Origin of the sequence: Veillonella sp. CHU732 (assembly GCF_003992085.1) — a bacterium.
Classification (GTDB): Bacteria; Bacillota; Negativicutes; order Veillonellales; family Veillonellaceae; genus F0422.
The window spans coordinates 1-1396 of record NZ_RQVC01000031.1 but is presented as its reverse complement, the minus strand read 5'-3'; the positions used below and the strand labels follow the sequence as shown (position 1 = coordinate 1396).

General features: G+C 35.0%; 1 protein-coding gene. It reads right to left on the bottom strand.

From position 1 onward, the window contains the following. Window positions 1–25: 25 nt before the first annotated feature. Window positions 26–1258, bottom strand: a complete 1233-nt coding sequence (locus EO121_RS08545; protein ID WP_126939505.1) for an ISL3 family transposase — start codon at window positions 1256–1258, stop codon at window positions 26–28. Between the last annotated feature and the right edge of the window lie 138 nt (window positions 1259–1396).

Genomic DNA, 1396 nt, shown 5'->3' with positions numbered 1-1396 from the left:
GGCTCTCTGTCAAATGTTGGGGTATTCACCCTACGAGTCTTCTTTGGCACCAATCATATGTATGGTTGGTGCCATTCTTTTTGCTCAAAAGTAGAATACGTACTCTAAATCTACCAAAGTGGCGAAGTCCATAGCTTATCCGTTTTAATACTTTAATTTTGTTGTTAGTTCCTTCTGTGTATCCATTAGAATATGGAAGTAAGAATGCATTAGTTAATTGCGTCATCCATGCAGGAAATGATGTAAAGAAGTTATTAAATTCATCTAAGCCAGATGCTTTTACTAATTCCAACCAATGCGTTAAATGTGCAGCTATTCTTTGTTTACCATAGATTGAAAAGATTTTTCTAAAAGAAAGTTTTAAAGCATATGCTTTTCGTAAATCATCAGATATTCTGAGTATTTCACATAGTTTAATATGTTCGGCTTCCGTTAAATGGTCTGGATGCTTCATTAGTACACGTCGATTCTGTTTTAACATACGTGAATAAGCAGCCAGTTTATGTTGCTCACGCTTTCTAACTCGCTCTACCGCCCAATCTACAAGTCGACATACATGGTATCGATCACAGATAATATGCGCATGTGGAAATAGCGCCTCCATGATGCGCTTAAATTGTATGGACATATCCATTACAATAAACTTAACTTGTAGGCGATCCTTATGTTTAAATGATGCAAAATAGTGGATTAATGCTTGCGTATCACGTTTCGGTAAAATATCTAATATTTCATGTGTATCTGGATTAGTTAAATTAACTTGGTATTGGTAGCCTTCTGCATTTCCTTTAAACTCATCAATACCAATCACAGTGGGTAAGGTCTTGGGCTTAGGTATAGTGATCATAGAGCAATAACGTAATACTGTAGTAATAGATGTATCACACTCGTTAGCAATAGCTGTATAGGTTACACTTTCAGTAAGTTTATCAAATAGCATTCTAATATTAGTTACACTTAGTTGCATATGTTTTCGTACAAATGGATTGCTTTCAGCAAAAGAATGACCACAATGCGGACAAATATACCGACGCTGTCTGTATTTTCCAATTAGTGGGCCTCGTTGTACTTTTCCAAACTTTACAGTACGTATGCGGTAATCCTTAATATGCTTTGTGGTTTCTCCACACTTTGGGCAAATATGTGATGTTGCTGGTAATTCTATGTCAAAAATAAATATTCCGTCTAATTCATAGCTATTTGTAATATATTCTTGTTTTACATTATGTAAAAATTCAGTATAATCAGTAGTAGGCATATAAGCTCACATCCTTTCTTTAGGACTTTGACACTTTTATTGTAAAGCATGTGAGCCTTATATGCTTATTTTTTTGCAAAAAAATAATGTTGGAAGTGACACCGTAGTGGTGTCACCCCAACATTTATTATAGAGCCA